Origin of the sequence: Nocardia sp. PE-7 (assembly GCF_030486425.1) — a bacterium.
Lineage (GTDB): Bacteria > Actinomycetota > Actinomycetes > Mycobacteriales > Mycobacteriaceae > Nocardia > Nocardia salmonicida_A.
The window spans coordinates 948695-971402 of the sequence record NZ_CP129614.1 but is presented as its reverse complement, the minus strand read 5'-3'; the positions used below and the strand labels follow the sequence as shown (position 1 = coordinate 971402).

At 66.3% G+C, this 22708-nt stretch carries 25 protein-coding genes; 11 read left to right on the top strand and 14 right to left on the bottom strand.

The genetic code is table 11. The annotated features are described in order from the left end of the window. The first annotated feature begins 18 nt into the window (after positions 1–18). Both QX204_RS04510 and QX204_RS04505 read left to right on the top strand, forming a co-directional pair. Positions 19–2403: a beta-glucosidase gene (locus tag QX204_RS04510; RefSeq protein ID WP_301905305.1), complete on the top strand. Its 2385-nt coding sequence runs from the start codon at positions 19–21 to the stop codon at positions 2401–2403. A gap of 51 nt (positions 2404–2454) precedes the next feature. Then, a complete protein-coding gene (locus tag QX204_RS04505; protein WP_301905303.1) occupies positions 2455–4074 on the top strand; it encodes an MFS transporter in 1620 nt (539 codons plus the stop codon). A 40-nt stretch (positions 4075–4114) separates the two neighbouring features. Here QX204_RS04505 and QX204_RS04500 read toward each other — a convergent pair whose 3' ends face one another. The 3 genes from QX204_RS04500 to QX204_RS04490 are packed head-to-tail and all read right to left on the bottom strand — an operon-like array spanning position 4115 to position 7118. Beyond that, on the bottom strand, positions 4115–4738 hold the full coding sequence (locus QX204_RS04500) for an ABC-2 transporter permease (RefSeq protein ID WP_301905301.1): 624 nt from the start codon (positions 4736–4738) through the stop codon (positions 4115–4117). 28 nt (positions 4739–4766) lie between these two features. Then, positions 4767–6449, bottom strand: a complete 1683-nt coding sequence (locus QX204_RS04495) for a SulP family inorganic anion transporter (protein WP_301905299.1) — start codon at positions 6447–6449, stop codon at positions 4767–4769. Between the two features lie 12 nt (positions 6450–6461). Beyond that, positions 6462–7118: a GAP family protein gene (locus QX204_RS04490; RefSeq protein WP_301905298.1), complete on the bottom strand. Its 657-nt coding sequence runs from the start codon at positions 7116–7118 to the stop codon at positions 6462–6464. Between the two features lie 121 nt (positions 7119–7239). On the opposite strand from QX204_RS04490, the gene QX204_RS04485 reads away from it, so the two are divergent. Together QX204_RS04485 and QX204_RS04480 are read left to right on the top strand one after the other, a co-directional pair. After that, positions 7240–7662 carry a DUF6325 family protein gene (locus QX204_RS04485; RefSeq protein WP_301905296.1) on the top strand — a complete coding sequence of 141 codons (423 nt, stop codon included), beginning with the start codon at positions 7240–7242 and terminating at the stop codon, positions 7660–7662. Positions 7663–7674: 12 nt separating this feature from the next. Further along, on the top strand, positions 7675–7983 hold the full coding sequence (locus QX204_RS04480) for an SHOCT domain-containing protein (protein WP_301905295.1): 309 nt from the start codon (positions 7675–7677) through the stop codon (positions 7981–7983). Between the two features lie 55 nt (positions 7984–8038). Here the strand turns inward: QX204_RS04480 and QX204_RS04475 are convergent, their stop codons facing one another. After that, positions 8039–9004: a DUF389 domain-containing protein gene (locus QX204_RS04475; RefSeq protein WP_301905294.1), complete on the bottom strand. Its 966-nt coding sequence runs from the start codon at positions 9002–9004 to the stop codon at positions 8039–8041. A 61-nt stretch (positions 9005–9065) separates the two neighbouring features. Next, a complete protein-coding gene (locus QX204_RS04470; protein WP_301905293.1) occupies positions 9066–9443 on the bottom strand; it encodes an SHOCT domain-containing protein in 378 nt (125 codons plus the stop codon). A 186-nt stretch (positions 9444–9629) separates the two neighbouring features. Here QX204_RS04470 and QX204_RS04465 point away from each other — a divergent pair, with 186 nt between their 5' ends. After that, positions 9630–10031, top strand: a complete 402-nt coding sequence (locus QX204_RS04465) for a DUF7144 family membrane protein (RefSeq protein ID WP_301905292.1) — start codon at positions 9630–9632, stop codon at positions 10029–10031. A gap of 31 nt (positions 10032–10062) precedes the next feature. Here the strand turns inward: QX204_RS04465 and QX204_RS04460 are convergent, their stop codons facing one another. From QX204_RS04460 to QX204_RS04440, 5 genes are all read right to left on the bottom strand, one after another. Further along, entirely contained in the window at positions 10063–10452 is a 390-nt protein-coding gene (locus QX204_RS04460; protein ID WP_301905291.1) for a nuclear transport factor 2 family protein, read from the bottom strand. Positions 10453–10553: 101 nt separating this feature from the next. Next, entirely contained in the window at positions 10554–12359 is a 1806-nt protein-coding gene (locus QX204_RS04455) for an alkyl/aryl-sulfatase (RefSeq protein ID WP_301905290.1), read from the bottom strand. A 167-nt stretch (positions 12360–12526) separates the two neighbouring features. Next, positions 12527–13102: a TerD family protein gene (locus tag QX204_RS04450; RefSeq protein WP_056821714.1), complete on the bottom strand. Its 576-nt coding sequence runs from the start codon at positions 13100–13102 to the stop codon at positions 12527–12529. 82 nt (positions 13103–13184) lie between these two features. Next, on the bottom strand, positions 13185–15140 hold the full coding sequence (locus tag QX204_RS04445; protein ID WP_301907907.1) for a hypothetical protein: 1956 nt from the start codon (positions 15138–15140) through the stop codon (positions 13185–13187). A gap of 90 nt (positions 15141–15230) precedes the next feature. After that, on the bottom strand, positions 15231–16271 hold the full coding sequence (locus tag QX204_RS04440; protein WP_301907906.1) for an ATP-grasp domain-containing protein: 1041 nt from the start codon (positions 16269–16271) through the stop codon (positions 15231–15233). Between the two features lie 346 nt (positions 16272–16617). Here QX204_RS04440 and QX204_RS04435 point away from each other — a divergent pair, with 346 nt between their 5' ends. The 4 genes from QX204_RS04435 to QX204_RS04420 all read left to right on the top strand — a co-directional run bounded on the left by QX204_RS04435 (position 16618) and on the right by QX204_RS04420 (position 18551). Next, positions 16618–16896, top strand: a complete 279-nt coding sequence (locus QX204_RS04435) for a hypothetical protein (RefSeq protein WP_301905289.1) — start codon at positions 16618–16620, stop codon at positions 16894–16896. A 49-nt stretch (positions 16897–16945) separates the two neighbouring features. Further along, the gene (locus QX204_RS04430) at positions 16946–17527 is read left to right on the top strand and encodes a TerD family protein (protein ID WP_301905288.1); all 582 of its coding nucleotides are present in this window, start codon (positions 16946–16948) and stop codon (positions 17525–17527) included. Between the two features lie 154 nt (positions 17528–17681). After that, positions 17682–18011, top strand: coding sequence for a hypothetical protein (locus QX204_RS04425; protein WP_056821718.1), 330 nt, complete (start codon positions 17682–17684; stop codon positions 18009–18011). A gap of 27 nt (positions 18012–18038) precedes the next feature. After that, positions 18039–18551, top strand: coding sequence for a DUF1990 domain-containing protein (locus tag QX204_RS04420; protein WP_301905287.1), 513 nt, complete (start codon positions 18039–18041; stop codon positions 18549–18551). On the opposite strand, the gene QX204_RS04415 is transcribed toward QX204_RS04420, so the two are convergent. Continuing rightward, positions 18548–19585, bottom strand: a complete 1038-nt coding sequence (locus QX204_RS04415; RefSeq protein WP_062985037.1) for a beta-ketoacyl-ACP synthase 3 — start codon at positions 19583–19585, stop codon at positions 18548–18550. The genes QX204_RS04420 and QX204_RS04415 overlap by 4 nt on opposite strands. 89 nt (positions 19586–19674) lie before the next feature. On the opposite strand from QX204_RS04415, the gene QX204_RS04410 reads away from it, so the two are divergent. Beyond that, complete coding sequence (locus tag QX204_RS04410) at positions 19675–20256, top strand: TetR/AcrR family transcriptional regulator (protein ID WP_056821725.1); 582 nt, start codon at positions 19675–19677, stop codon at positions 20254–20256. A 3-nt stretch (positions 20257–20259) separates the two neighbouring features. Here the strand turns inward: QX204_RS04410 and QX204_RS04405 are convergent, their stop codons facing one another. After that, positions 20260–21162 (bottom strand): alpha/beta hydrolase fold domain-containing protein, encoded by a 903-nt coding sequence (locus QX204_RS04405; protein ID WP_301905286.1) that lies wholly within the window; start codon positions 21160–21162, stop codon positions 20260–20262. A gap of 100 nt (positions 21163–21262) precedes the next feature. Next, complete coding sequence (locus tag QX204_RS04400) at positions 21263–21805, bottom strand: YaeQ family protein (RefSeq protein WP_301905285.1); 543 nt, start codon at positions 21803–21805, stop codon at positions 21263–21265. Positions 21806–21891: 86 nt separating this feature from the next. Between QX204_RS04400 and QX204_RS04395 the strand changes: the two genes are divergently transcribed. Continuing rightward, complete coding sequence (locus QX204_RS04395; protein WP_301905284.1) at positions 21892–22323, top strand: DUF8021 domain-containing protein; 432 nt, start codon at positions 21892–21894, stop codon at positions 22321–22323. A 32-nt stretch (positions 22324–22355) separates the two neighbouring features. Here QX204_RS04395 and QX204_RS04390 read toward each other — a convergent pair whose 3' ends face one another. Next, complete coding sequence (locus tag QX204_RS04390) at positions 22356–22694, bottom strand: MmcQ/YjbR family DNA-binding protein (RefSeq protein WP_301905283.1); 339 nt, start codon at positions 22692–22694, stop codon at positions 22356–22358. Positions 22695–22708: the final 14 nt, after the last annotated feature.

Here is a 22708-nt window from a genome sequence, read left to right as displayed (position 1 = left end):
GGAAAGGCTGCATCTTTCATGGAAGACCGCATCAAGGAACTACTGGCCGAACTGGACCTCGAGGGCAAGCTCCGGCTGATCTCGGGCGCGGGCCTGTTCCGGATGGCCGGTGACCCCGCGATCGGACTCGCCGAGATGCCGGTGTCCGACGGCCCCTCCGGGGTACGTGGCGAGAACTGGGACGAACGCGATCCCTCGGTCAGTCTCCCTTCCGGCACCGCGGTCGCCGCGACCTGGGATCCCGAGCTGCTCACCGAGATCGGCGCGCTCATCGCCGCCGAAGCGCGCCGCAAAGATGTCTACGCGGTTCTCGGCCCGACGATGAACCTGCACCGTTCGCCGTTGGGCGGCAGGCATTTCGAATGCTTCTCCGAGGACCCGCTGCTCACCGCCGAGATGGCCGCGGCCTACGTGCGGTCGGTGCAGGCGCACGGGGTCAGCGCGTGTCCGAAGCACTACGTGGCCAACGACTCCGAGACCGACCGCTTCACCGTCGACGTGCGCGTCGGCGACCGCGCACTGCGTGAGCTGTACCTCTACCCGTTCGAGCGCACCGTCGAGGCGGGCGCGTGGATGCTCATGGACGCCTACAACTCGGTCAACGGCACCACCATGACCGAGAACCCCCTGCTCGACGAACCACTCAAGGGCGCATGGGGATTCGACGGCGTGGTCGTCTCGGACTGGACCGCGATCCGCAGCACCGAGAGCGCGGCCAACGGCACCGATCTGTGCATGCCGGGACCATGGCACCTGTGGGGCGACCCGCTGGCCGAGAAGGTCCGGTCCGGCGAGATCGCCGAATCCGTGATCGACGACAAAGTCCGTCGCATCCTGCGTTTCGCGCACCGCGTCGGCGCGCTCGACGGAACTCCTCAGCCCACAACGGCTTTCAGCGACGCAGAAGCGCAGGAGCTGGTCCGCCGGGTCGCCGCCGAGGCGATGGTCCTGGTGCGCAACGACGGAATCCTGCCGCTCGCACCGGAAACCACCGTCGCCCTGCTCGGCCCGTCGGCGGGTGAACCCCGATTCCTCGGCGGCGGCAGCGCCACCGTCATTCCGGGCCACACCACGACGCCGGTCGAAGGTCTCACCGGCCGCCTTCCGCTGACGCACACCGCGGGCGTGCACCTGTCCGAAGCGCTGATCCCCGCCCCGCTCGCCATCATGACCGACCCCGAAACCGGCGAGCCCGGCTTGTCCGCTCGCTATTTCAAGGACAAGACCGAGCTCGGCACCCAGCACCGCACCACCAGCCGACTGGTCCTGCTCGGCGATGAGCTCGCGGCGCGGTCGAACACGATCGAACTGCACACGCGCCTGTGCGCCGACATGGCCGGGGAATGGCAGATCGGTTTCGGCGGGGTCGGCCACATCCGGCTCGACCTCGACGGCGAGACCGTACTCGACGAGAATATGGTCCTCGACGGCGGCGACCCGGCCGCGGCACTGCTCAACCCGCCGCAGCGCCACGTCACGCGCGCACTCGCCGTCGGCGACGAGGTCGATGTCCGCGTGGTGACCAGCATCGAGGAAGCGATGCCGGGCCTGGGCATCATTCTCGGCGCGACACTCGGTATCCGCCGTCCCCAGCGTGCCGACGACGAAGAGTTCGCGGCCGCGGTCGAGCAGGCCAGGGCCGCCGAGGTGGCCGTAGTCGTGGTCGGCACCACCGAACAGATCGAGAGCGAGGGCGTCGACCGCACCTCACTGCGGTTGCCCGGCCGCCAGGACGAGCTGGTCTCGGCGATCGCCGCCGCGAACCCCCGCACCGTGGTCGTGGTGAATTCCGGTGCGCCGGTGGAGATGCCGTGGCGCGACGATGTCGCCGCCGTGCTGCTCGCCTGGTTCCCCGGGCAGGAGTTCGGCGCCGCGTTGGCCGATGTCCTCACCGGCACAGTCGAACCCGGTGGTCGTCTGCCGACCACCTGGCCCAAGACCATGGCCGAGGTCCCCGTGCTCGACACCACCCCCGTCGACGGCGTGCTCGACTACACCGAGGGCATCCACATCGGCTACCGCGCCTGGTTGAAAGCGGGCATCGAACCGGCCTACCCGTTCGGTCACGGTCTCGGCTACACCACCTGGGAGACCAGCGACCTCACGGTCCAGGGGCGAAACGTCACACTGACGATGACCAACACCGGCGACCGGCCAGGCAAACAGGTTGTGCAGGTGTATCTCTCGCGTCCCGACAGCGCCATCGACCGTCCCGTCCGGTGGCTCGCCGGCTTCACCGCCGTCAGCCTCGCGCCCGGCGAAACCCGCACGGTGACTGTCACAGTGCCCGCTCGTGCCTTCCAGCACTGGGGCGAGCACGGCTGGGAGAGCGAACCGGGCGAATTCATCTTCCGGGCAGGCACTTCCGTGGCCGACCTGCCCCACACCGCCTACATCTACTGACCGTCCTGATCCACCATCTCGAACGCAGTTCCCGAACAACGGAGCGTGGCCATGTCCACCAGTACCATCAAACCCGATAGCAACGACACCCCGGAGAACAACGACACCGGAAGACTCGAAGGCGCTTCGCGCGCGAGGATTTTCACGGTCCTAGCCGTGATCGTGCTCTTCTCCGAGATCGCCCCGATGCAGTACACGATCGTCGCGGCGGCACTACAGAAGATCGCGCCGAGCTTCCCCGGCGTCGGGGCCAATATCAACTGGGCCATCATCGTTTTCGGTTTGATCGGCGCGGCCGCGTCTCCGTTGATCGGCAAGATGAGTGATGTCTGGGGCAAGAAGCGGATGTTCCTCATCTGCGGCGCCCTGTTCGTCATCGGCTGCGTACTCGACGCGACCACCTCCCACTGGGGCGTGTTCCTGTTCGGTCGCTGCCTGCAGGCCACCGCCATCGCGACCGCGGTGATCGCCTACGGTCTCATCCGGGATCTGATGCCGCGCAAGATGGTTCCGCTCGCCCTCGGTCTCACCGCGACCGGCTTCGGCGTCGCCTCCATAGCGGGCCCGCTGCTCGGCGGCTACCTCGTCGACAACCACAGCTGGCGCGCCATCTTCTGGGTACTGGGGGCGTTCACCGTGGTGATGTTGCCGCTGGTGTGGATCATCGTGCCCGAATCCAAGCTGCGGGTCACCGAGCGCATCGACATCGTCGGCGCCGCGCTGCTCGCCGGTGGCGCCGCGCTCACCCTGATCTACGTCGACAAGGGTCACGACTGGGGTTGGTCGAAGCCGACCACGCTGGCCTGGCTGATCGCGGGCCTCGTGCTGCTCGTGCTGTTCGTCCTCGTCGAAAAGCGGGCCACCACACCGATCATGGACATGGGGCTGCTGTTCCATCCGCGCGTCGCGCTGGTGCTCGCCGGTGCGCTCTTCGCGTCCCTGCAGATCGGCATCGTGTCCTACGCCATCGCCTACATGTCCCAGACTCCCCCGGAGTCGACGGTCGTCGCCGGTGTTCAGCAGGGCACCTTGGCGCAGATCCAGCAGATGACCGGTCAGGCGCTACCGATCGAGGCCGTGCAGGTGACCCTCGATCCGGGCTACACCTACGGCAGCGGATACAGCCTGCTCGAGTTCGCGGTCCGCATCGCGCTGCTCGGTTCGGTGATCACGATGCTCTTCGGCGCGGTCGCGGGTCTGCTGGCCAGGCGAATCGGCGCCCGGTTGCCGCTCGTCGTGGCCCTTGTCATCTTCGCGACAGCGGCCGTCGCGTTCGCGGTCCTGCCGCTGACCGCCACCAACTTCCTGATCGTGAACTCGATCTTCAGCATCGGCTTCGGCATGTACTACGCCTGTATGCCGATCCTGTTGGTGGAGGCGGTTCCGCAGGAACAACAGGGCGTCAGCATGGGCATGCTCGGCGTGATGCAGTCCATGGGTGTCGCGATCGGCCTCGCGATCGTCACCGCGTTCCTGCACAGCAACGGCATGACCGCCCTGGTGAGCGTCGGTGGCCAGGCCCAACCGCCCACCCCGCTGCCCGACCTGTTCGGCGACCGCGGCTACCAACTGGGCTTCTGGGTCTGCGCGGCGGCCTCGGCCGTCGCCCTCACCTTCGCCCTGGTGATGAAGCACGGCCGCACCCCGGCCACGGGCGGCACCGCCCACTGACCTGAGAACCGACCAGCCGGTGGTGTCGACCGCCGGCTGGTCACTTCGTGGGCCAGCCGCCGTTGCGGTCGCTCATGTCCGGCTCGTCGTCGTCCCCGACCAGGTGCTGGATGCCGAGCTTGTCGGCGAACAGGTGGCGCTGGGTGATCCAGCCGAGGATCGACAGACCCACCCAGGCCAGGGTGGCGGTGACCTGCTGCCAGCCCGGCTCCGGGTCGCGCAGGAACGACAGCGAGTCGCTGAACAGCGCCACACCGCTGCACACCATGCTCGCGCCGCCGATCGAGGTCAACCACAGCAGTGCGCGGGCCCGGAACTTCTGCGCCAGGAACGCGCCCGACACACCCACCGCGAGTGCGACGATCATGCTCAAGGCGACGTTCTTGTCCCCGGGCTGCAACACCGTCGCCAGCTTGGTACCGATCATCACGCCGGTGAGACCGCCGATGAAGTACGAGGCGAACCGGAACACCAGCGAGGTGACCACCCAGACCGACACCGCGCCGATCAGTGCGGCCAGCAACAGCCACCAGAAGCTCGCGTTGAACAGGTCGGCGATCAGCCAGCCGAGACCGAACCCGATCGCGAGCAGGCCCAGGTGGACCGATCGAATCCCGTAGAAGCACAACAGCGCTCCGACGAGTGCGACCAGAATGCCGTTCATCTGCGTTCCTTTCGACGGGCGAGCACGATCACGACCCGGACAGTGCGGCGGTCGCGGCGGCGACGGTGGGATAGATCGGGACCGGGACGTCACCGTGCTCGGCCGAGCCGAGTGCGTCACCGAACTGGGCGATCGGTCGCGCGATGGCGAACCTGATCCGCCGGGCGGCCAGCGTGTCTCGCAGGGCGAGCAGCATCGTCGCGGCGGTCACGTCGACCGACGGCGAGGTCTCGGCATCGAGGACGACCATCCGAGTCCGGTCGGTGCACAGCCCTTCGATCCGATCCTTCACATAATCGGAGTTGGCGAAGAACAAGCCGGATTCGACCCGGACGACCAGCACATCGGGGCGCGTCGCCGCGTCCGGGTGCCGGTCGGCGGCGACCCACAACGACCCTTCCTTGCCGAGCTCGACCACATGCGGTTGCGAGGCCCGGTACACCAGCAGCACTATCGCCGCACCGATGCCGATGAGCAGGCCCGGCAGCGTATCGAAGACCAGCACACCCAGCATCGCGGCCATCGCGGCGAGGAAGTCGGCGCGCGCCGCTCTGCCGTAGATGCTGGCGAGCATGTGGGTCCAGACCCGATAGAGGCGGCGCAGGGCGGCGATGTCGACCAGCTCGATGACGGCCGCGATCACGACCGCCGCCAACGTGGCCTCCGGCAGATTCTCGAAGAGCCCGGTCAGAAACAGCAGGGTGACGACGGTGAGCCCGGCCACAACCAGCCCGCTGAGCTGAGTCTTCGCCCCGGCGCCACCGTTGACCGCCGTCTTGGACAGGCTGCCGTTGACGACCATCCCGGAACTGAACCCCGACCCGAGATTGGCGAGACCGAGACCGAACAGTTCCCGGTTCGCGTCGATGGGGTAACCGGCTTTGGCCGCATAGGTTTTCGCGGCGCCGAGACCCTCGGCGAAGCCGATCAACAACACCCCGACAGCTGGTCCGAGCAGGTCGAGGCAGTCGCCGAAGGACACCCCGGACGGCATGCCGAGCGTGGGCAGTCCCGCGTCGATATGGCCGACGATCGCGACACCCTTGTCGTCGAGTCCGAACACCGCCACGGCGACGATGCCGACCAGCACCGCCACCAATGCGCCGGGGACGAACGGCAGCCACCGGCGCAGCGCGAAAACCACCGCGAGGCTGATCAGGCCGACCGTCACGGTGCGCCACTGGACGTTCCCCAGCTCGGTGACGACGCCCCACGCCTGCGTGAAGAAGTTGCCGTCGCGTTCGGGGACGCCGAGCAACTTCGGCACCTGTCCGGCGATGATGACAAGGGCCAGCCCGACGATGAAGCCCTTGAGCACCGGTTCGGAGATGAACGCGGCGATGAAGCCGAGCCGGACCAGACCCGCGAGCAGACCGACGATGCCGGTCGCGATGGCCAGCGCGGCCGTCAGCGCGATGTAGCGGCCGCCATCGGCGCCCGCGAGCGGCGTGATGATCGCGGCCGACAGTGCCGCTGTGGCCGACATCGGGCCGACCACCAGGTGCCTCGAACTGCCTGCCAGCGCGTAGAGCACCAGCGACGGCACCGCCGCGTACAAGCCGACCACCGGCGGCACCCCGGCGATCGAGGCGTAGGCCAACGCTTCGGGAACGAGCACCGCCCACACGGTGAGACCGGCGATCACGTCGGGTCGCAGCCAGGCCCGCCGATAGCCGTGCAGTGACTCGAACACCGGTATCGACAGTGCCACGATTCCTCCTCGCTACAGCCCGCCGATGCCCTTGCCGACGACCACCGCGCCCATGATCAGCAGCACGATCGCCATCACCGCATGGTTGTTGAGCTGCAACCACTCCCGCAGACTGTCGAGCATCGGACGGAGTCTGTCGGCCGCGACCATGTACCCGAGGACCACCGCCAAGACGGTGACCGAGGCGAGCAAGGTGAACACCACGATCGCGACCAGGTCGCCGCCCGCGCTCAGACCGCCTGCCCCGATCGCGACGCCCGCCGAGACACACAGCAGCAGATTCTTCGGGTTGACGCCCGACAGCAACGCTCCCAGCCCCAGCGCCTTCACCGGTGTGAGCGTGTCGATCGCCTTCATCCAGCCGGGCACCTCGGTCTGCGACCGTTCCTGCCACTGGATCACCGCCAGCACCACCAGCGCGACGCCGAGAATGATCTTCACGATCGAGGCGCCCGTCGACGGTTCACTGTCCGTGCCGCCCAACGTTCCGGCGAGCATGGTCATCACGCCGGTCACAAGGAGGATTCCGGCCACCCAACCCACGGCGAAGCCCTTCGCGGCACCGCCCGCGTTCTTCGACAGGATCATCAGGATGGCCGCGATGATCGGGATCGGCGAGACCGCGACACCCACCGCCAGTGGTAACAGACCGCCGATTACTGAGCCCATGAAACGACGCTAAGCGGGCCGTTCCCGGCGCGCCTCACACCTTCCGGGTGAACTGCGCGCCGCTGTTTTCATCCGAATCGGGTGAAGCAGCCGGGCACTCGCCGACGGCATGATTCGGCCCATGGGATCACCAGCAACGCTCGGACCGGTCGAATTCCTCGTGCTCACCTTTCCCGGCACCGCGATCGACGAATCCGTCTCGGCGGCACTGGCCGAGGTCGTCACGCAGGGCACGGTCACGCTGCTCGACCTGGTAGTGCTGTCCATGGACGCCGCGGGCACCGTCACCGAACGCGAAATCGACGACGACATCTCCGCGGTGGGCCTGACGGGTCTGACCGCGGCCGATATCGACCTCGTCAGCGACGACGATCTCGACGTCGTCCGCGCGTCGATGGAACCGGAAACGACCGCTGTCGTGGTGGTTTTCGAGGAAACGTGGGCTCGGAGCCTGGCCGGCGCGGTGCGCGCGGCCGACGGCGAGGTCGCCCTGCACGTGCAGGTACCGCGCGATGCCGTCGACGCCGTGCTCGCCCTCACCTAGGAAGGAACCGATATGCCACTTCGGGGAGGTCGCCTCGGGCGACCAGGACTTCTCGGCACCGTCGCGAGGACGGCCGTTGTCGCGGGTACCGCCACCGCGACCTCGAACGCGGTGAACCGCCGGGGCGCGCGGCGGGCCGCGGAACAGCAGGCCTACTCCGAGCAACAGGCGCCGCCGCCCCCACAGGCTCCCCCGCCGCCCGCTGCCGCGAGCGCGGGCCAGGACACCGTCGCCCAGCTCGGACAGTTGGCCGAGCTGCACTCCTCCGGGGCGCTGTCGGACGCCGAATTCACTGCCGCGAAGGCAAAACTGCTCAGCTGAGCCCCACACGACGATGCCCCCGTCAGCCGACGGGGGCATCGTCGTGTGCCATCGGTTACTGCACCCGTCCACCGACCGTGTGGATGATGACAACCTTCGGATTCCACGGAACGAGGTTGTTCACCGCCTGTTGCAACTCCGCGCGCGGCGGCAACTGCTGAGGCCCGAGCACCGAGACCGTCGCGGTGCCGCCCTGCAGGGTGACGTCGGTGACCTGCGCGTCCGGTGCGTCGCCCAGCCAGAGGACGGCCGCGTCGGCGATCTGACCAGCCCACAGCGTGGACAGCGAATTGAGCACCATCGGAATCGACACCAGCACAAGGGCAATGCCGAGCGCCAGGTACGCCCTGCCGCGGCGCACAGTCGTCGGATCCGCAGCATCGGCGTAACCGGCGACGAGAAGCACCATCGTCGAGGTGATGATCATCGCGACCACGTTGGACGCGAACAGCACGAACGCGCCACCGGCGAGTGCGGGCGCGTGCGAACCCAGACACACCCCGACCACCCCGAGGGGCGGGACCAGCGAAATCGCGATCGCCACGCCGGGCAGCACGTCGCCCACATCACGACGAGCGATCGCGATCGCCGCCACGAGGCCGGTCGCTATCGCGGCGGTCAGATCCATCAGCGTCGGCGAGGTCCGGCCGACCACCTGCGGGTTGGACAGTACATCGACGGGATTGGGCAGGAACTGCGCGAAGAGGAAACCGAGCGAGACCACCACGACGATTCCCGACACGACCAGAAGCAGGCTCCGGCCGAGCAACGGCGCACGACCGGTCACCACCCCCAGCGCGACACCGAGGATCGGTATCGACAGCGGCGCGACGATCATCGCGCCGATCACCGTCGCGGTGGAATTGCCGATAACGCCCGAGATCGCGATCACCGCCGACATCACCAGCATGATCCAGAACGCCGACCGCTTCGAGTCGACCTGGCCCACCGACAGATCCAGCTTGTCGGTCAGCTCGTCCAGCGATCGGCGCTGTTCCTGGGGGACCAGAAAGCTCAGCATGACGGTCCTGCCACGCGCCATGTCACGCGCTGCGACACCGAATTACGGCGCGCTGCGGATATCAGCCGAGGGCCTTGGCCTTGAGTTGCTGGAATTCCGCCTCGGTGATGGCGCCGGCGTCGAGCAACTTCTTCCCGTCGGCGATCTGAGCGGCGGAATTGGTGCCCGCGGTCTGCCTGATGTATTCGTCGGCCTCCGTGCGTGCCTGCTTGTGCGCTTCGGCGGTCCGTTCCGCCATACTGGCGCCCCGGAAGATCAGATACAGCAGGCCGGTGATCAGCGGGAACAGAATCAAACACACCACCCACAGAGCCTTCACCCAGCCCGAGGTCGACCGATCACGGAAAAGATCGGTGAGGATGTAAAACATCAACATCAGGTAGGCGACGAAGCAGAAACTCACAATGATGACCCAGAGAACGTCCCACACTGACGACATATTCGACCCTCACTTCTGTGAGCGTGACCACCGGCCGGTGGTCACGGTTCCATCCATGCCGTCATCGTCGCGAAAATCCCCGGTCGCACACATCATCCGAATCGGGTGAATCCGTCCGAGCCGCCGCGCGAGTTCACCCGGAACGGGGGATCCGGATAGTCGGCGATGCCCCCTACCGTCGATATCATGACGACCACCTCGCATCCCGTCCGCCAGGTTCTCGCGGCCGGCATCACTATGCTCGCAGTGATCTTGCTTCTGGTGGCGGGCATTCTGAGCATCGTGCGCGGCATCGCCGGCGTCACCAAGGACGAAGTTTTCCTGATTCCGAGCGAATACAGCTACCAGCTCGACGTCAGCAACTGGGGCTGGATCCACCTGGCGCTCGGCGTACTCCTCGTAGCCGTCGCGATCGGGATGATGCTGGCCGCGGCCTGGGCCCGAATCTTCGCCTACTGCCTGGCCTCCCTCTCGATCATCGCCAATTTCTTGTCCCTGCCGTACTACCCGTGGTGGTCGGCGATCATCATCGCCATCGACCTCACCGTCATCTGGGCCGTCGCCACCTGGAGCCCCGACCGAGTCTGAGCGGGCGGGCCGGGCCCAGCGGCCGACCTCGCTACTTCTTGGTGGCGGTGATCTGGGTCAGCAGGCAGCGCCATCGGCCGTCGGTGTGCAGGAAGGCGTCGGTGGTCCATTCATCGGCGTCGAATCGAATGCCTTGGTAGTGGGCGGTATTGGTGACTCGGGTCGTCAGAAGGACGAGGTCGCCGTGGTAGCGGATTCTCGGGTCGCCGACGCGCTGCATCGCCGAATGCGTGAGGTCGCCCGAGCGGACGAACGCCAGGAACTGTTCGGCGGTGGTGATGCCGTTCTCGGAGACCATGATCCACTCGTCGGCCATGTACGAACCGATCCGGTCCGCGTCGTTGGCGACGATCGCCACCTGCCACTCGTCGAGCACGGCCAGGAGTTCGTCGTCTACCGCGTGCCCAGGGGAAGTTGTCATGAGACAACGCTATGACCGAGCGCCGTTGTCGGTCTTGGACGAATGGAACGAACTACCGGCCCGGCGATGCGGCAGCAACCAGCTGCCGCATCGCCGGGTGGTCACGGTGTGACGACCGCGAAGTTCGGGTCGGGGGTGTCGAGCAGGCCGAACAGTCGCTGCAGGACGCCGGGGTCGCCACTGTGGTCGATCCCGTCCAGGCCCTTACCCGCGAGGATCCCGAGCAGTTGCGCCTTGGTGAGCGTCAGCGTGAGATCGATGTCGGCTTTCGACCGCGGATCGGGAGTCTGGATCAGAACACCGTTGGACAGGGTGAGGCGCACGACGGAATCCTGATCGGTGAAATGACATTCGATCCGGAACGAATCCTTCGCCGCGCGCGGACCGTTCACCCGGATCGCGATCGAGTCGAACAGCTGCTCCACCGACAGCGCCGCCGCCATCCCGCCACCCAGGTCGAGCTCGGTCCGTTGGATTCCGTGGCGCAATTCGTTGTTGCCGGTGAGGTAGAAGCAGCGCCAAGTGGCATTCTCCGCACCGAATCCGAGCTGTTGATAGGTCTGGGCGAGTGCCTCTTTCGCGGCCTTGTTGTCCGGTTCGGCGAAAACGGCGTGGGTGAGCAGTTCGGCGGCGAAGCGCAGATCGCCTGCGTCGGCGTAGGCCCTGCCCTTCTCGATCACCGCGTCGATGCCGCCGATGGTCTCGACATAGCGGACCGCCTTCGCCGTGCGCGGGTGCTCCCAGAGCGAGGTCGGGTTCCCGTCGAACCAGCCGAGATAGCGCTGGTAGACCGCTTTGACGTTGTGGCTCACCGACCCGTAATAGCCACGGGCGCTCCACGCATCGGCCAGGGCGGGCGACAATTCGAACTGTTCGGCGATCTCCGGGCCGTTGAGTCCCACGTTCATCATCCGCAGGGTCTGGTCGTGCAGGTACATGTACAGATCGCGCTGCAGCGACAGGAATTCGATGATGTTGTCGGCGCCCCAGGTCGGCCAGTGGTGCGAGGCGAACGCGACATCGGCGTCGACGGCGAACATCTCGATCGCCTCGTCGATGTAGCGAGACCAGATGCGCGGATCGCGCACCTGGGCGCCGCGCAGGGTCAGCAGGTTGTGCAGGTTGTGGGTCGCGTTCTCGGCGAGGCACAGGGCGCGGTGGCGAGGGAAATAGAAGTTCATCTCCGCGGGCGCCTCGGTGCCCGGCGTCATCTGGAAGACGATCGGGACGCCGTCGACGGTCTCCTGCTGGCCGGTGTGGGTGATGTCGACGGTGGGCGGGATCAGACCGAAGGTGCCGTGGGAGGCCTGGATACCCAGCCCGGTGCTGCACTGGCCTTCGGGTCCGGGTGTCATCCCGATGCCGTACATGTAGGTACCGCGCCGAGTCATCGCGATGCCCGCGTAGACGTTCTCCGAGACGGCCTCCGCCATGAAACCGGCGGGCGCGAGAATCGGGACCTCGCCACGACCGTCGGGCAGCACGCCGTCGACGCCACCGAAGTGGTCGCCGTGGGAGTGGGTGTAGATGACGCCGGTCACCGGCCGGTCGCCGCGCTCCTGGCGATACATCGCCAGCCCGGCTGCCGCGCACTCCGCCGAGATGAGCGGATCGATCACGATCACGCCGGTATCGCCCTCGACGAGGGTCATATTGGAGAGATCGAAGCCGCGGATCTGGTAGATGCCGTCCACGACCTCGAACAGCCCGTTCTTCACGCAGAGCTGGGCTTGCCGGAACAGACTCGGGTTGATGGTCTCCGGACACGGCCCGTCGAGGTATCCGTACCCGCTGGTATCGAAGACGACCGTGCCGTCGGCCTTGCTGATCCGCATGGGCGTCAGGGTCTTGATGAACCCACGATCGGCGTTCTCGAAATCGGTGCGATCGTCATAGTCCAATGCCATCGTGCATCCGCTCCTCAGCTCGGTCGACGCGTCGACTCGATACTGGGCACCCACCCCGGGCTCCGCATCACCCCGCAAGGGTGAATCGGACCGATCAGGTCGACGGTCAGCCGCGTGATCGCCCCGCTCTCGCAGGGTTCACGCAGCTGACCGGCAGTGCTAGCGGGTCAGAGGTTGACGCCGAAATCGCGGGCGATGCCTTCCAGACCGGAGGCGTAGCCCTGGCCGGTGGCGCGGAACTTCCACTCGGCGCCGTTGCGGTACAGCTCGCCGAAGACCATGGCGGTTTCGGTGGACGCGTCCTCGGACAGGTCGTAGCGAGCCAGTTCCTCGCCGTTGCTGCGGTCCAGGACGCGGATGTAGGCGTTGCGCACCTGACCGAAGGACTGGCTGCGGGCGGCCGCGTCATAGATCGAGACCGGGAAGACGATGGAGTCGATCGTGGCCGGGGTGTTGGCCAGGTCGACGTTGATCGTCTCGTCGTCACCGTCGCCGGCACCGGTGGTGTTGTCGCCCGCGTGCTCGATCGCGCCCTCGGGCGACTTCAGGTTGTTGAAGAAGACGAAGTGCCCGCTCGACACCACCTTCTTGTCGGCGCCGAGGCCGATGGCGCTGGCATCGAGGTCGAAGTCCGTGCCGGTGGTGGTCCGTAGATCCCAGCCCAGGCCGACCGCGACGGCGGTGAGGTTCGGCGCCGCCTTGGTCAGTGAGACATTGCCGCCCTTGGACAAGCTGACACCCATATCGAAATCTCCCCTTGATCATCGCGGCACCAAGCGCGCCGACGCCCACACCCTAGCGTTCGACTCTGAACGTTTGCTGTGATCAATCCGCCTCGGCCGCACCCGATTCCACGGGCATACGGTCGGCGCCCCAACTGCGGTGGATGTAGCCGATCACCCGGTCCAGTTCGGCACGCTCGACGGCCGCCAGTTCACCGGGCTCGAGTGGATCGAAGTGGAAGATGTAGAGACGCGAGGCGAATTGCTCGAAGGGCAGCGACGCTTCGCCGAAACGCTCACCGTGCCCGGCTGTTCCGACGACCACCCCGTCGCCCCAGTCCTGGCCGCTGTCGTTGTTCGGGTTGTAGAAGTACACCCGCATCGTGTCCTGCGGATCGAGACTGACCCGGAGCACGGTGATCGCGTGCCACCCGACGAAGCGGGCAGCGCTGTCGGTCACCGCGATTCCGGCGGGCTGCGGATGGATCACCGGCTGGTTGCCGTTGTAGAAGGGGTGGTAACCGGCGTAGAAGTGGCGCAGGAATTCGTCGAGGTCGGTCAGATTGCCGGTGGCCACGTCGACATTGATCCGGAAGCCGCGCCCGGACCACCAGCCGTGGAACTCGGGATTGATCCAGCGATGCGGATCGCCTTCGCGGCCGATGCAGCGCTGTCCCATCTCCGCGTAGATCCGGTCCAGGTGCGGAACCACCAGCAGCGATACCGGGTCCAGATCCAGTTGCAGCACACTCGATTCCGCGTCAGCGGCCGCACGTGAGGAAATCGGCTGCCCCTCGAAGTGCATGACGATCTCGTCGTCGCGCGCGGCCCACACCAGTGTCTGCAGCAGATAGTCGGGATCGTTGTAGGCCCACATCGACAGTGCCCGCGCCGATTGACAGGTGGGGTTGTCGCCCTGCCCGATGCCCAGCGGCAGACCGAGCACCGACAGCATTCCCGACAACAACCACGACCGCGGTTCGGGTGTCGGCCCGAACACCGCGGTCAGCCGTGCGCGCGAGTGCGGCGAAAGCCGTAGCGCCAGTTGGCGCCACAGCGCGGGCGCGACCGGCGGCTGATAGAGGATGCCGCGTTCGAGCATCAAGGTGAGTCCGTAGACGCACTGCGCGGTTTCGGCGTGCACCGCCTGCTCGATGAGGCTGTGCACCAGTTCGTGATAGCAGAGCAGGCTGTCGCGGCCGGTGCTGGACAGGCCCATCGCCTCACCGAGCAGATACGCGCCCTTGGTGAGCAGGAACCGCAGCAGCACAGCGTGATACGGCGAGACCAGACCGGTGTCGTGCATGGACCGCGCGAATCCCGTTGCCTCGTACTGCAACGCGCTGTCGTCCATCGATTCCAGGCGCGTGCGGTAGACCTCGACGCCCGGGTCTTCCCTGCACCCCTCGGTGGTTCCGTAGAGGCTGCTGATCAGCCGATCGGCGCCGAGACCACTGGCGCCGAGATCGACATCGGGATTCGCACGGGCGACGGCGATCTGGGTGATCATCCGCTTCACCCCGTCGACCTGGATCGGCCGTTGCCGCAGGATGCGCCAGATCTCGTCGACCAGATTCTCGAGCACCTTCTCGTACCCGACCTCGGCGACGAGGTAGTGCAGCAGCTCGCGCGAGACCTGCGCCATCCGCCCCTGCTGTTCCCGCTCGGCCTCGGTGGGCGGGGAGAACAGCAGCGACAGATTCACCGCGAGCACCTGCGACAGATGATCATTGGCCTGTTCGGCCGAAACCAGCGCGTGCTGGTAATCACCCTTGGCGACCGCGAGCAGCCGCAGATCACTCACCGCCTCCAACACCATGGTGTCGGTATTGGCGCTACGCAACGAGCCGGTGCTCAGTGCCGGGATGAGGATCTGCGGCTGTGCCCAATCCGTACCGAGGAACAGGCCGGCGGTCTCCAATTTCTCGGCACGTTCGCGCACCGCCGCGCAACCGCCGGGCTGCAGCAACACCCGCCGCAGGGAATCCATCACCCTGGGCAGTTTGACCTGCTTGCCGAAATCGCCTGCGTCCGCGAGGGACTGTGTGGCGTGGTCCATCGTGGCGAGGCGCCGGTCCAGGCTCGTCCCGTCGTGGCCATCCGGACTCAATCGCCGATCCCTTCGCACACCGTTGCCCCTGGCAACGGATCAAATGTAGAAGTCGAGCTCTTCTTGTCGCTTCAACAGATCCCGCAGAGTGTACGGGTCCTCGCCGAAGAAATAGAGCAGACCCCAGTGATTACCGAATGCGGTCCGTTTGGTGACCTTTTCGGCTTGTGGCGCCGTGAGTTCGTGCGTCTCGAAGTAATCGTGATCCTCGGTCTCGGGCGGCACCGACAGTCGGCTGACCACGCGTCGACGGGGATACACGCCGAAGCAGCCCGCGTGGCCGGTGGCATCGACCACTTCCTTCGGGAAGAACGCTTCGATCTCCTCGTCGGTGGTTTTCGGGTCGAAAGCCAGCACCAGCGCGTGGTAGGCGTTGAAACCGTATGTCCGTTCCAGCAGCTCGAACACCTTGAAACCCGGCGGCCGATAGGCGACCTCGCCGAAATACATCTCCCCGTCGCTGGTGACGAAGTACTCCGGATGGATGAAGCCGAACTCGATGTCGAAGGTCTTGATCAGCTTTTCGACCTGCCGAGTGATCTCGGGCCGGTATTTCTCCAGCTCCGGCGTCGCGGGCACGAACACCGAGTATCCGAGCGTCACGTACTCCGAGATGTTCAGGAAGCAGATGCGGCCGTTGTGGACCCAGGCCTCGACCGCGAACTCCCAGCCGTCCAGATGCGATTCCATCAGCATCGGGAACTCGTCGTCGGGGATGGTGTCGACCTCGTCGGGGGTCCGGATGATCCGATGGCCGAGGCAGCCCGCCTTGTCGAAGGCCTTGAGGTGAATCGGATCGTTGGGATCACCGTCGAGCTTGAGCAGGGTCTGATTGACCCGCTTCAGGAAGCGGATCACATCGTCGCGCTCGTGCGCCTCTTCGAAGATGCCGACCCGGATGCCGCCGAGTTGCGCGCGCCGTTTCATCAACGACTTGTCGCGCAGGAGCATGGACTGCCCGAGCAGCCGAGGATTGTCGAGCAGGACGGAATTGATCGCACCCGCCCACTCCACCGTCTCCTCGAAGATCGGAATGGCGACGTCGACCCCCTTTTTCTTCAGGGTATCCGCGATCTCCATCGAACGGTCGTTGAGCCGCTCGAAATCCCAGGGGATATATGGAATGTCGTGTTCGGTACAGTAACTTTCCGCCCATTCGGGCGCGACTACGATATAGCGTCGGTCGAACCGGTCGATCGCCTCGACCGCATTCAAACTCCAGCCCAAGAGGGCTACATAACCTTTGTCCGGGTTTCGACTTTTCGATTCGTCACCTGAAATCGACAAACCTTATCCCCTTTCGAACTACACAGCCCGGAAATCCGGGACTCTGAGTGAATCCCCGCAGGGCTGCCATTTCCATGGAGTACCCGACCCCCGCGCGACCAACCATGACGAAGCTGTGACCGAGGGCTACGCTCATCCCATGCCCGGTCCCGAGACCCTGCCGCCGCCACGCAACGGCGCCGGCCTCGCGGCGTTGGTGCTCGGCATCATCGCCTGCGCGGTTTCGTTCATTCCCGTGGTCAGCGAGTTCGTCGCCGCCCCCGCCGGCATCGGGGCCGTGGCCGCCGCGTTCATCGGCTGGGACCGGATCGAGAGCGGGGTGGCCACCAACCGCGCCGACACGATCGCGGGCGGGATCCTCGGCGCGATAGCCCTGGCGGTGACCGCCCTCGTCTACCTCGCGACCCATTCCGGCTGACCGATTCCGCCGCCCTGCGCGTGACGAGCGAAGTCCGTAGCCTGAAATCGTGATTACTCTCAAGAAAGAAGACGGCGCAGCCGATCTCGCCGGTATCACCAAGATGAGCGTGGGGGTGAGCTGGGATCCGTCGGCGGGTTCCAGCGGTGGAATTCTCGGAATTGCCCGCCGCAAGCGCGGTGTCGACCTGGATCTGATCGCCGTGCTGTTCCAAGGTGGTGAACCGGTGCGGTTCGCCGGTCTGGATTCGCTCGACCCGCTCGCCAACGGATCGGTGCTGCACACCGGCGACGAGCAGACCGGCGCGGCCGCGGGCGACGACGAGACCGTGCACGTCACGTTCAGCAATGTTCCCCCCGCCATCGACTCCATCGTCTTCGTCGCCGTCGCGTTCAAGAAGGGCAGTTCCTTCGAGAAGGCGAACAACGTCTCGTTCAAGATCTACGACGCCACCGGCGGCGATTCCCAGCCCGTCGCCGACATCTGGCCGTCGCTGCTCGGCGCGGAGAACGCCAACGCGATCGCGCGGACCTTCCGCAACGGTCCGGTGTGGCAGCTGGAGGTCCTCGACCGCAAGGGCAAGATCAAGCAGGGCGATCGCCAGGCGTTGCTGCGCTTCGCCATCGGCTGACACCGCGGCGGCATGGCCCGGCGCGCACTGCGCCGAGCTCCGCCGTGGTGCGGCGACGACCTCGCCCTTTCTCGCATTTGCGACATCAGCGAAGTTCGTCAAGACCACGCGATTTCGGTGTTCCCTGAATAGTTGCTGCGATACGGTTTTCCGCATGGACGACATCGAGTTGGATTTGCCGAGCGTCGCTACTTCTCGCAACGCCGGACGAATTCTGGAAATCGGCGCGGTCGGTCTGCGCAACCCGTTGCCGGTCGACGGAGAGCAGACCCACGCCTACGTGTGCTGCGTCGACGGCACCACCCTGCAACTCCCGGATTCGCTACAGAACTGGGCCATGCAAACCCTCGCCGCGAACTTCGACCTACGGGCGACCGGCCTACCCTCACTGTTCCCCTGCCGCTTCGAATTCGGCATCCGCGACGGTGCGGCCTACGCGGTCCCGGTGACCCAGCGGTCGCTGCGCGAGAAGGCGAACGCATGACGACCTGACGGCACCTATCGTCACCTCATGCACGAGGAACTCACCTACGCCCCGGCCGGCGCGACCAGCCCGGCCGACGAGATCTGGACCGGCGAATTCCCCGGGTTCCGCCGGTTCGACGCCACCGTGGTGATCGGCTACGGCGAGCCGACGTGGGCTGCCGCGTCCGAGGCCGTCAAGACGTGGGGCATCAAGCGCCGCAGCGGCTTTCGCGTCGCTCCCGATGTCGCGGTGTCGACGGGCGCGAAGTACCGGATCAGCGTGGGACGGGGCCCTGCCTCCGTCCACGAGCCGGTGCGCGTAGTCGCGGTGGTCGATACCGAGAACCGGTGCGGCTTCGCCTACGGCACCTTGCCCGGCCATCCGGTCAGCGGCGAGGAAGCCTTTGTCGTGCATCGAGATTCGGTCGGCACCGTCTCGCTCACTCTTCGCTCGCTGACGAGACCGGCACCGACCGGACCATGGCGCTTCACTTTCCCGATACTGCTTCTCGCGCAACGCTTCTACCGTCGCCGATATCTGCGCGCGCTGATGGACTAGGCGATCGGGGGCAGATGAACAACCTGGCCCGCGTACGCCAGACCGGCGCCGAAGCCGAGCAGTAGCGCCGTGTCGCCAGGGTTGGCGGCGCCGGAGCGCACGAGTTGTTCCATGGCCATCGGAATGGACGCGGCGCTGGTATTGCCGGTTTCGATGATGTCGCGAGCGACGGCGACCTTCTCGGGCAGGCCGAGGGTGCGGACCAGCGCGTCGGTGATGCGGATATTGGCCTGATGCGGAACGAAAGCGTCGAGGTCGGCGGCCGTGAGCCCCGCGTGGTCGAGCGCGTCACGACAGGCTTTCTCCAAGAACGTGACGGCCCAGCGGAATACCTCGGTGCCGTTCATCCGAATATAGGGACGTTGCGAAGTACCGCCACTGGCCTCGGCCGCGGCGACTTCGGCGAAATACTCGAGAAAGTCCTTGTCCTGCTTGATCGCCGAGGTCCGCGAGCCGTCCGAACCCCATGCGACCGGGCCGATCCCCTCCTGTTCGGCCGCGCCGACGACGACCGCACCGGCGCCGTCGGCGAAGATGAACGCGCACCCGCGGTCGGTGGTGTCGAGCAGATCCGACAGCCGCTCCACCCCGATCACCAGCACCTGCCGCGCCTGACCGGAGCGCACCAGATTCGCCGCATCGGCCAACGCGTAACAGAAGCCCGCGCAACCGGCGGAAATGTCGAAGGCTGCGGTGTCGTGCATGCCGAGTTCGGTCGCCACCACCGCGCCCGCCGACGGCCCGAGCACCATCTGCGACGACGTCGCGAGCACCACCGCATCGACCTGCTCGGCGCTCACCCCCGCCGCCGCGAGCGCGTCGCGCGCGGCCGCTACGCTCATCGAGACAATCGTCTCGTCGGGCTCGGCCCAGTGCCGGGCGGCGATCCCGGAACGGGTCTTGATCCATTCGTCCGACGACTCGATCGCGTCGACGATCTCGGCATTGGGCACGACACGGCGCGGGCGGTACACGCCGAGGCCGAGAATTCCCGCGTGGGTGACCGGAACCGCGGTGGCAATGGGGGTGGGCATGGCATCCTCTCCATATGAACCGATCGGTTCACGTACAAATAGGTCTAACATGAACCGATCGGTTCAATCAAGGGGTAGGAGAAGATCGGATGGCTGCCGGACCACGCGCCCGACTGATCGAGCACACGATCAGCACCGTCCAGGAACACGGTGTGCACGCGGCCGCGCTGAGTGAATTACTCAAGCGCAGCAGGACCTCGCGTAATTCGCTGTACCAGCACTTCCCCTCCGGCAAGGGCGAATTGGTGCAGACAGCGGCACGGATCGTCGCCCGGCTGGTGTACTCGCACGTGAGTTCGATGGCCGACGCCCTCCAGACCGCGCCCTCGGCCCAGCAGTGGCTCACCGACCTGCTCGCCTTCTGGCGGATTCCGCTGGAGAAGTCCGACTACGCCGCGGGCTCGTTCATGATGGCGGCCGCTCTCGACGAACTCGACCCCGCCGTGCAGTCCATCGCGGGCCAGGCCTTCGCCGAATGGACCGCCCGGTTGGCCGACGGAATCGTGGCCACCGGGATCGAACGCTCCACCGCGGTGTCGCTGGCCGGTTTCCTGCTCACCACCATCGAGGGCACGATCGTGCACAGCCGCGCGCTCAAGTCGTCACACCCGTTCGACCAGGCGGTCACTCAGCTGACGATCCTGTTCAAGGTGCATCTGTCCGAGCGTTGAGACTCACGAGATGCTGTGCGCCGCATCCAGTTCGGTGCGCAGGATGGTGATGATCCGGCGGCGGGCCGTCGCGCCTTCGGCGCTGGGCGTGAGCGGGTAGACGTGCACGAGTCCGGGTTCTTCGTGGTAGTCGAGGTCGACGCCCGCCGCACGCGCCTTCGCCTCCAGCAGGCGGGCATCGGGGTTCAGGATGTCGTCGGTTCCGGTGAACAGGGTGATCGGCCCCAACCCGCCGAGTTCGCCGAACAGTGGGCTGACCAGGGGATCTTTCATCGATAGTTCGCCGCTCCACATCCTGCCGAACACCAGCCCGCCGTCACGACCGAGCCACGGGTCACGTCGCAGCACCGCGTCGATCTCGGGATTCTCGAGGGTGAGGTCGAGGGCAGGCGAGATGAGAATCGTGCGGGGCACGGTATGGCCCGCGTCGCGCAGGTGCAGCGCGGTCGACAGTGCGATCTGACCGCCCGCGGAGTCACCGGCGAGGAAAGTCGGGCCGTAGCGCTTGTCGGCCGCCGTGACCAGTTCGGCGAAGCGGGGAACCACCTGCGCCGCGGTGCCGAAGGGGATCAGCGGATAGATCGGGACCGTCACGACGAGATGCGTCTGCGCGGCGATACGGGCCGCGAGTTGCCAATGTTGCGAAGCGATTTCGCCTACCCAGCCACCGCCGTGCGCGTACACGAGGCCGCCACGCGAGATGCCGTCCGAGGGGGTCAAGGTGTAGATCGGCCAGCCGCCCTCGTGCACCACCGAGATCTCCACACCACGGAGTTTGCGCGGCGGACCGTAGGTGACGGGCCGCAGCCCGCGTTCACGCACGTGTGCGGTGGCCATCTCGGCATCGATGTAGTTCCGGTTACGCCGGGTGACCCGCAGGAATCCCGGAATCACGAACCGACTCATCACACCGGGCACCGCGACCTCCACTCGACGACGAGACCGGCACAATCACAGCGCTCGGGCCGAGCGTCGCCGGTGCACGCCAAGCTACCCCGTTCGGGGGTCAGCCGAGGGGTTGCTCGGTGACATCGGTCCGCAGGCTGGTGCCGTTGAGGTCCAGGTAGAGCACACCCTCGGTGACCGAGAGGGTGGCGGTATTGCGGCGATCGACCAGCGCCGCCGCCTCGTCGATGAACGCGCGATCGAAACTGACAAGCGGAATCCGCGCGGCGTTGTGAATCTTCTTCCCCGCATATTGCGCGAGTACCTTCGCCGGGTCGCGATGGGTATAAACCACCGCTCGACCTGCGAGTTTGCTCCCACGATGAATACGATCGGCGTCGGGCGCGCCCACTTCGATCCACGCGGTGGTCTGCCCGGTCATATCGCGAACCTGCACCGCGGGCTCATCGGTCGCCGAAATCCCGCCGTCGCTGAACACGATCCCCTCCTCGTACTGCAGGCAGTACGCGAGGATCCGCGTGATCATGTATTCCGGCGTTTCCGACGGATGCCGAGCCACCCGCAATTCGAGATCCTCGTACACCCCCCGATCCACATCGGCGAGCTGAACGGCGAAATTGTGCAGTGTTGCGCTGAGTGCCATAGGAGTTCCGACCCTACCGGGCCGCGACCTCGCCTACTCGCGCACTCCCGGTTGCACTTACCGGTCCGGACCGCCAGCATCACTACATGAGAATCACTCACGTTTCGGCTCTGGCCGCCGTTTTCCTCGCACTCGGCACGGCAACCGCTGCGGCACAACCGAATGCGGCCGACTCACCCCGCCAGGCCATTGCCCGCGCCTACCTCGACGCCCTGGTTTCCCACGACGCGAGCGCGGTCCCCTTCGCCCCCGACGCCACCCGCGTCGAGGTCGGCCTCCAGACCGGCTACTCGGGCCCGCAACTGAGCGCCGACCTGGAGAACGGCATCCAGTACCGCATCATCCAAGGCATCCGCGACCTGACCATGTCCGAATCCGGCGACACGGTCACCACCCACTACCTGCTCGACACCGGAGTCGGCGACATCCGCCTGACCACCGTGGAGATCACCGAGACGTTCGTCATCCCGGTGGACTCCATCCAGACGATCGAGGCCACGATCACGCCGGTGCTGTAATCGATCTCGCGGACCGGTGGGCTGTCACGCACTCACTGGTCCGCCTCCAGCAGGGCCCTCGGGGCCGCCTGGCGCCAGGAGTCGGTGACTATGGCTTCCAGTTCCTCGCGATCGTCGAGTGCCGCCAGCCGGACGCGGACCCAGGGGTTACCGGACTCGTGCGAGGCGATCCAGAATTTGTCGGGTTCGGCGAGAACCAGTTCGTCGCGGTCGAGGATCGGGCAGCGGACCGCCATGGAGGTCTCGTCTTCGGGGAGGGTGAGGAACAGTTTGCCCGCGACCCTGAAAATCGGCATGCCCCAGGCGAATTGCTCTGTCGTCTGCGGTAGCGACAGGACGTAGGCGCGGACATCGTCCCCGGTGACCTTCATGATCTACATCCTGA

Coding starts and splice junctions, on each gene's coding strand:
- QX204_RS04510 (WP_301905305.1), top strand. CDS start 19: ATGGAAGACCGCATCAAGGAACTACTGGCCGAACTGGACCTCGAGGGC.
- QX204_RS04505 (WP_301905303.1), top strand. CDS start 2,455: ATGTCCACCAGTACCATCAAACCCGATAGCAACGACACCCCGGAGAAC.
- QX204_RS04500 (WP_301905301.1), bottom strand. CDS start 4,738: ATGAACGGCATTCTGGTCGCACTCGTCGGAGCGCTGTTGTGCTTCTAC.
- QX204_RS04490 (WP_301905298.1), bottom strand. CDS start 7,118: ATGGGCTCAGTAATCGGCGGTCTGTTACCACTGGCGGTGGGTGTCGCG.
- QX204_RS04485 (WP_301905296.1), top strand. CDS start 7,240: ATGGGATCACCAGCAACGCTCGGACCGGTCGAATTCCTCGTGCTCACC.
- QX204_RS04480 (WP_301905295.1), top strand. CDS start 7,675: ATGCCACTTCGGGGAGGTCGCCTCGGGCGACCAGGACTTCTCGGCACC.
- QX204_RS04475 (WP_301905294.1), bottom strand. CDS start 9,004: ATGCTGAGCTTTCTGGTCCCCCAGGAACAGCGCCGATCGCTGGACGAG.
- QX204_RS04470 (WP_301905293.1), bottom strand. CDS start 9,443: ATGTCGTCAGTGTGGGACGTTCTCTGGGTCATCATTGTGAGTTTCTGC.
- QX204_RS04465 (WP_301905292.1), top strand. CDS start 9,630: ATGACGACCACCTCGCATCCCGTCCGCCAGGTTCTCGCGGCCGGCATC.
- QX204_RS04460 (WP_301905291.1), bottom strand. CDS start 10,452: ATGACAACTTCCCCTGGGCACGCGGTAGACGACGAACTCCTGGCCGTG.
- QX204_RS04455 (WP_301905290.1), bottom strand. CDS start 12,359: ATGGCATTGGACTATGACGATCGCACCGATTTCGAGAACGCCGATCGT.
- QX204_RS04450 (WP_056821714.1), bottom strand. CDS start 13,102: ATGGGTGTCAGCTTGTCCAAGGGCGGCAATGTCTCACTGACCAAGGCG.
- QX204_RS04445 (WP_301907907.1), bottom strand. CDS start 15,140: ATGGACCACGCCACACAGTCCCTCGCGGACGCAGGCGATTTCGGCAAG.
- QX204_RS04440 (WP_301907906.1), bottom strand. CDS start 16,271: ATGGAGATCGCGGATACCCTGAAGAAAAAGGGGGTCGACGTCGCCATT.
- QX204_RS04435 (WP_301905289.1), top strand. CDS start 16,618: ATGCCCGGTCCCGAGACCCTGCCGCCGCCACGCAACGGCGCCGGCCTC.
- QX204_RS04425 (WP_056821718.1), top strand. CDS start 17,682: ATGGACGACATCGAGTTGGATTTGCCGAGCGTCGCTACTTCTCGCAAC.
- QX204_RS04420 (WP_301905287.1), top strand. CDS start 18,039: ATGCACGAGGAACTCACCTACGCCCCGGCCGGCGCGACCAGCCCGGCC.
- QX204_RS04415 (WP_062985037.1), bottom strand. CDS start 19,585: ATGCCCACCCCCATTGCCACCGCGGTTCCGGTCACCCACGCGGGAATT.
- QX204_RS04410 (WP_056821725.1), top strand. CDS start 19,675: ATGGCTGCCGGACCACGCGCCCGACTGATCGAGCACACGATCAGCACC.
- QX204_RS04405 (WP_301905286.1), bottom strand. CDS start 21,162: ATGAGTCGGTTCGTGATTCCGGGATTCCTGCGGGTCACCCGGCGTAAC.
- QX204_RS04400 (WP_301905285.1), bottom strand. CDS start 21,805: ATGGCACTCAGCGCAACACTGCACAATTTCGCCGTTCAGCTCGCCGAT.
- QX204_RS04395 (WP_301905284.1), top strand. CDS start 21,892: ATGAGAATCACTCACGTTTCGGCTCTGGCCGCCGTTTTCCTCGCACTC.
- QX204_RS04390 (WP_301905283.1), bottom strand. CDS start 22,694: ATGAAGGTCACCGGGGACGATGTCCGCGCCTACGTCCTGTCGCTACCG.